The organism is Streptomyces sp. NPDC048411, from assembly GCF_040704695.1.
GTDB lineage: Bacteria > Actinomycetota > Actinomycetes > Streptomycetales > Streptomycetaceae > Streptomyces.
This window is the reverse complement of the sequence record NZ_JBEZKL010000241.1, coordinates 1-5,895: the sequence shown is the minus strand read 5'-3', so window position 1 is coordinate 5,895 and position 5,895 is coordinate 1. Positions and strand designations below refer to the sequence as shown.

Sequence of the window (5,895 nt, the reverse complement as noted above, 5' to 3'; positions counted from 1 at the left end):
CCCATGGTCGGTGCCCCGTGGCGGAGTTACCAGGTGCTGCCAGTACCAGCATCAGCGGGCTCTCGTTACCGGTATGGGGCCGGCGGCACGCGTCGCCTGGCCGATCGTCCGGAAGGAGGGACGTCGATGAGCACGAAGGACTTCGTCGAGAAGGACTACTACAAGGTCCTCGGCGTCCCCAAGGACGCCACCGAAGCCGAGATCAAGAAGTCGTACCGGAAGCTCGCCCGCGAGTTCCACCCGGACGCGAACAAGGGCGACAACAAGGCGGAGGAGCGCTTCAAGGAGATCTCCGAGGCCAATGACATCCTCGGCGACGCCAAGAAGCGCAAGGAGTACGACGAGGCGCGCGCCCTCTTCGGCAACGGCGGCTTCCGGGCCGGTCCCGGCGGCGCGGGAGGCAACTTCAACTTCGACCTGGGCGACCTCTTCGGAGGCACGCAGGGCGGCGGCCCCGGCGGCCCCGGCGGATTCGGCGGTGGCGGCGGCGGTCTGGGCGATGTCTTCGGCGGGCTGTTCAACCGGGGCGGCGGTACGGGGACACGCGTGCAGCCGCGCCGCGGGCAGGACATCGAGTCCGAGGTGACGCTCAGCTTCACCGAGGCGGTCGACGGGGCCACGGTCCCGCTGCGGATGTCCAGCCAGGCGCCCTGCAAGGCGTGTTCGGGCACCGGCGACAAGAACGGCACCCCGAGGGTCTGCCCGACCTGTGTCGGCACCGGACAGGTGTCGCGCGGCAGTGGCGGCGGTTTCTCGCTCACCGATCCCTGTGTGGAGTGCAAGGGCCGGGGCCTCATCGCCCAGGACCCGTGCGATGTCTGCAAGGGCAGCGGGCGGGCGCGTTCGTCGCGCACCATGCAGGTCAGGATCCCGGCGGGCGTCTCCGACAGCCAGCGGATCCGGCTGCGCGGCAAGGGCGCCCCGGGCGAGCGCGGCGGACCGGCCGGCGACCTCTACGTCGTCGTCCATGTCGACGCGCACCCCGTCTTCGGCCGTAAGGGCGACAACCTCACGGTCACCGTGCCCGTCACCTTCGTGGAGGCGGCGCTCGGCGGCGAGGTGAAGGTCCCGACGCTCGGCGGACCGCCCGTCACCCTGAAGCTTCCGGCCGGCACCCCCAACGGGCGTACGATGCGCGCCCGCGGCAAGGGCGCCGTACGCAAGGACGGCACCCGGGGCGACCTCCTGGTCACCGTCGAGGTGGCGGTCCCCACGGGCCTCACCTCCGACGCCCAGGACGCGCTGGAGGCCTACCGGAAGGCGACCGCGGGGGAGGACCCGCGGGCGGAGCTGTTCCAGGCTGCGAAGGGAGCTTGAGGTGGACGGCCGACGACGTAATCCGTACGAACTGACCGATGACTCACCGGTGTACGTGATCTCGATCGCGGCCCAGCTCTCGGGCCTGCATCCGCAGACACTGCGCCAGTACGACCGCCTCGGCCTGGTCTCCCCGGACCGTACGGCCGGCCGCGGCCGGCGCTACTCGGCCCGCGACATCGAGCTGCTGCGCACGGTGCAGCAGCTGTCGCAGGACGAGGGCATCAACCTGGCGGGCATCAAGCGCATCATCGAACTGGAGAACCAGGTGGCCGCGCTCCAGCAGCGCGTCGCCGAACTCTCCGCGGCGGTGGACGGCGCTGCGGCGGCGATGCAGCAGCGCGAGGCGCAGGTGCGCGCGTCGTACCGGCGCGATCTGGTGCCGTACACGGATGTGCAGCAGGCGAGCGCGCTGGTGGTGTGGCGGCCGAAGCGCGACGGCTGACGCCGTTACGAAGCGCGTACGAAGGGGCCGGGAGGTGTGAACCTCCCGGCCCCTTCGCGCATGCCGTGCCTCTACGCCGTGGGCGGCAGCGCGGCCCAGTCCGTGGCAGGGACGGACTCCGTGCCGTCGGCGTGGACGGCCGTCACGCGATAGAAGTACGTGCTGCCCGCCGGAACGGCCGCGTCCGTGAAGGCCGTGGTGCCGGCCGGCAGCGGCGCGTCGGTGAGCTCGACGTACGTACCGGATGCCCGGTCCCAGCGGTGGATCCGGAAGCCGGTGATGTCACCGCATCCGGTGGCGCACGTCCAGGACAGCGCCACGCCGGGGCCCGGAGCCGCCGCCGCGGCGGTCAGCTCGAGCGGGGAGCCGTCCGAGGTCTCGACTGTGGGAGCCAGGTCGGGCTCGGTCGCCGTGACATAGCCGCCCGGGACGGTCTGGTAGGGGAGCTTGTGGCCCCACTTGTCGACCGCCACGACGAAGAACGCCCAGGTGTCGCCGTCCGGCAGTCCCTGGTACAGGAACTCCGAGGTGTCCGGGCCCAGGTACTCGATGGTGCGGACCATGATCACGGTGTCTTCGTCGTCCTGGATCAGCTCACCGCGGTAGAGCTCGTAGCGCTTGAGGTCGGGCTCGGGGCTGTCGTTCCAGTCCACCTTGATGCCGTACTCGGTGGCGGTCGCGGTGAGGCCGGTGACGGCGGCGGGCGGGGTCGAGTCGCCGGGGACGGTGAAGGTGACCTCGTTGGAGGGCGCCGACTGCACGCCGTCCATGTTCACCTGCGTGACGACGTAGTGGTAGGTGACGCCGCGCTGGAGGTTGCCGCTGTCCGTGCAGGCGGTCGCCGAATAGTTCGCGCTGCACGAGGTGATCGGCGTGCCGGACGTGGACACCGGCGAGGTGGTGGAGCGATACACCCGGACGCCCGTCCCGCTGCCGGTCGGCCGGGTCCAGGCCAGCTTCACGCCGTAGTCGCCGACGGGTGTGGCCGTGAGCCCGGTGGGCGCGCCCGGCGCCCGGTGGTCGCCGCGCGTGATCCCGACGGACGAGGCGGTGGACACGTTGCCGTACCCGTCGAGCGCCCTCACGAAGTAGGTGTAACGGGTGTTGTCCTTGGCCGTGGTGTCGGTGAACGACGCCGTGGTGGGGGTGCCGAGGGTGATCCAGCTGAGGATGTCCCCCTCCTGCCGCGTGACGCCGTACCGGGTGGCCCCGGCGGACGGCGTCCAGGTGAGCGCGATGCCCTTGGCGGTGTCGGCCGCCTTCAGACCGGCCGGCGCGGCAGGGTCGGGCAGATCGGTGGTGACGACGGACTTTGCACCGCCCAGGGCCGACTCGTTGCCCGCCTTGTCGACGGCCGCCACGGCGTAGGAGTAGAAGCGCCCATCCGCCAGCGGGACGTCCGTGAACGAGGTGCCGGTCACCAGGGCGCTTCCGCTGACGGTCTGCCAGGTGCACTGCGTCGAACAGCGCTTGACCCGGTACCCGGCGACGTCCATCTCCTTGTTGCGGGACCAGGTGACGGTGGGTCGGTAGGTCGTGGTCGAGTACGCCGTCTTCCCCCCGGTGGGGGCGAGGGGCTTGACCTTGTCGACGCCGGCGGTGGTGCGGGGGGCGTAAGTGAACTTGACGTTGGCGGAACCGGTGAAGGCGACGAAGTCGACGCGGATGGTGTGGCGGCCCTTGGGGACGGTGAGGTTGAGCGTCTTGGTCTGGGTGGTGGAGACGTTCTTCCATACGTCGATCTTGCGGACGCCGTCGAGGTAGACGCGTATGCCGTCCTGGACGGCGGTGGTGAAGGTGAAGGGGCCGCCGGAGCCGAAGTCGCGGGTGGTCTGCCAGCGGACGGTGAAGTTGTCCTTGGGCAGGGTGACGCCCGCTGGGTCACCCGTGCCGTAGTTCTCGTTGATCGAACTGTCGCACGTCGTCAGTTTGGGCGTGCCGGAGAAGCTGGTGTTGGGGTAGTACGTGGCCTTCCACACGCCGTCCGCGCAGGTGGTGGCGGCATGCGCGGTGGCGGGCAGGGCAAGTCCGGCGAGGGCCGCGCCCATGGCGGCGGCTGTCGCGCAGGCAGCGCGGAAACGCTGAGGCATGTGTATTCGGGATCGCTCTCGGTCCGGTGGGGCGTGGGGGGAGCACCAGGGATGTGGGGGGAGCGCCGGGCGTGATGATCGCACGCTTGAGTGTTTGCTGTCAGCCCTGTTACGCCGGTGATCTGCCCAGGTCACCGGCGTAACAGCACAGCTCACCGGCCGGTCGTCTGCCACAGGGCGAGGGCCGGTGTCCGGACGCCGATGCCCAGCTTCCGGGCCACCACGTCGTCCACGTGTCCCCCGATCAGGAGGCGGGCGATGCTGCGCTGGACGAACTTCGCCCGCGCGACGCGGTCGTGGCCGCTCTCCCCCGTATCGCGGCCACGACCACCCCCACTTCGGCGCAGAGGAACGCAGCGCGCCGTGGTCACTGGTCCTGGTCCAGAATTCCTGACTGCGCTATGAGATATCCGAGTTGGGCTCGGCTGCCGCTGCCGAGTGCGGTGTTCAGTTTGGCGATGTGCGCACGGCAGGTGCGTACGTTCATGCCGAGTCGGCGGGCGATGGAGTCGTCGACGTTTCCTTCGACGAGGAGTTGGGCGATGGAGCGCTGCACGCCGCTGATGCCCTTGGGGATCGGTTCGTACTTGATCTCCTCGAGGAGCGGTTCCGCGCGGCTCCACAGCTGCTCGAAGACCTTCACCAGATACTCGACCAGCCCGGGGTGGCGCAGTTCCAGGGCGACTTGGCGGTCGTCCTGAGCCGGTATGAAGGCGACCGTCCGGTCGAAGACGATCAGGCGCTCTATGAGTTCTTCCAGCGTCCGGATCTCGACCTTGCCCTTGGCCAGACGCTCCGCGTAGGCAAGAGTTCCAGGGCTGTGCCGGGCGGTGTGCTGGTAGAGGGTGCGGATGCTGACGCCGCGGTCCACCACCGAAAGGCCTCGTTCCAGGGCCTCGCTGAGGCGGTCCTCGCTCCGCCCGCCACCGGGCTGGACGGTGAGGACTTCGGTGCGGCACTCCGCAGTGGCAAGATCGAGCGCAGCATTGATCCGGTTGACCCCCTCCAGCACGGTGATGGCGTGGGTGGTCGGCGGGTCCTGGGCGCTGATGTCCATGAAGGGTTCAAAGGATTCGGCCAGTTGGACGGAGCGCCGTCGGTGTTCCTGGATCTCGCGTTCTATGGGGTGCAGACGCTGCGCCAGAGCGGCGGACGGCGGAACCGGGCGGAGCCAGTCGGAGTCGTCGGGGTCCGGGTGCAGGAGAGCGAAGTCCATCAGGCAAGGCGCGGGGTCCACTTCGGCGCGGGCGATGCGCCCGGAGCGCAGTGCGCTGGCGTAGAGGCGTCTTCCGGCGTCGCATAGTTCGGTGATCCCGTGAGGATGCGTCTGTTTTGTATCCCTTGTGGCCATATCTCCACCCCCCATGTTCCTGAATATGCAGGAACATGATGCATCGACGCAGTGGTGTTCGCGTCCTCAGATAAGACATCGTCTTAGGTGCGGGGGAGAAGAATCCACAAGTGAGGACGAAGCTGACTATGTATAAGCGAATGCTTCGCTCGGTGCTTGCCGCCTCATTCGTCGCGGCTTTGGGCCTTGGAGTGGTGGGCGCCGACGACATTGCCTGGAGCGCCGAGGCGGCATCCGTGCCGGGCGACATTGCGTGGAGCGTTGAGGCGGCGCCCGCGCCGGGTGACATTGCCTGGTCCGCGCCGGTGTCCGCGCCGGGCGACATCGCCTGGTCCACGCAGGTCTCCGCGCCGGGCGACATCGCCTGGTCCACGCCGGGTGACATTGCCTGGTCCGCGCAGGTCTCCGCGCCGGGCGACATCGCCTGGTCCATGCCGGGTGACATTGCCTGGTCCACGCCGGCGACCGCAGGCGCATGACCATCCCGCCGGACGACCGGGTTTTCCGGCGGGAGATGGCCTCGGCCTATCGTTCAGGGTGGCACTTCATCGATCTGCTCACGGCACTCCCCCGCCATGGCGATTCGTTGATGGTCACCCTGCTCGGAGAGCCTGTCGTGGGCGGGCGGGGCGGGGGACGAGCGGGGAGCCGCCAGCCCGGGCCCCGGTGATATGAATATAAAAACAATAAAA

The 5,895-nt window shown here is 69.2% G+C and carries 6 protein-coding genes and 1 pseudogene; 4 read left to right on the top strand and 3 right to left on the bottom strand.

Annotated features, from left to right (window positions below):
* The first annotated feature begins 126 nt into the window (after window positions 1-126).
* Window positions 127-1,317, top strand: coding sequence for a molecular chaperone DnaJ (gene dnaJ, locus AB0915_RS38010; RefSeq protein ID WP_366695812.1), 1,191 nt, complete (start codon window positions 127-129; stop codon window positions 1,315-1,317).
* A gap of 1 nt (window position 1,318) precedes the next feature.
* The gene (locus AB0915_RS38005) at window positions 1,319-1,762 is read left to right on the top strand and encodes a helix-turn-helix domain-containing protein (RefSeq protein WP_266984098.1); all 444 of its coding nucleotides are present in this window, start codon (window positions 1,319-1,321) and stop codon (window positions 1,760-1,762) included.
* 71 nt (window positions 1,763-1,833) lie between these two features.
* Here the strand turns inward: AB0915_RS38005 and AB0915_RS38000 are convergent, their stop codons facing one another.
* The 3 genes from AB0915_RS38000 to AB0915_RS37990 all read right to left on the bottom strand — a co-directional run bounded on the left by AB0915_RS38000 (window position 1,834) and on the right by AB0915_RS37990 (window position 5,203).
* Window positions 1,834-3,852: a PA14 domain-containing protein gene (locus AB0915_RS38000; protein WP_366695810.1), complete on the bottom strand. Its 2,019-nt coding sequence runs from the start codon at window positions 3,850-3,852 to the stop codon at window positions 1,834-1,836.
* A 152-nt stretch (window positions 3,853-4,004) separates the two neighbouring features.
* Entirely contained in the window at window positions 4,005-4,223 is a 219-nt protein-coding gene (locus AB0915_RS37995; RefSeq protein WP_366695814.1) for a hypothetical protein, read from the bottom strand.
* Window positions 4,220-5,203 (bottom strand): helix-turn-helix transcriptional regulator, encoded by a 984-nt coding sequence (locus tag AB0915_RS37990; protein WP_366695808.1) that lies wholly within the window; start codon window positions 5,201-5,203, stop codon window positions 4,220-4,222. Before AB0915_RS37990 ends, AB0915_RS37995 begins: the two co-directional genes overlap by 4 nt.
* Window positions 5,204-5,355: 152 nt before the next feature.
* Here AB0915_RS37990 and AB0915_RS37985 point away from each other — a divergent pair, with 152 nt between their 5' ends.
* Both AB0915_RS37985 and AB0915_RS37980 read left to right on the top strand, forming a co-directional pair.
* Window positions 5,356-5,682 carry a 5'-nucleotidase gene (locus tag AB0915_RS37985; protein WP_366695806.1) on the top strand — a complete coding sequence of 109 codons (327 nt, stop codon included), beginning with the start codon at window positions 5,356-5,358 and terminating at the stop codon, window positions 5,680-5,682.
* A pseudogene (locus AB0915_RS37980) lies at window positions 5,679-5,822 on the top strand ((2Fe-2S)-binding protein); the annotation flags it as partial. The gene AB0915_RS37985 and the pseudogene AB0915_RS37980, both read left to right, overlap by 4 nt.
* Window positions 5,823-5,895 lie beyond the last annotated feature (73 nt).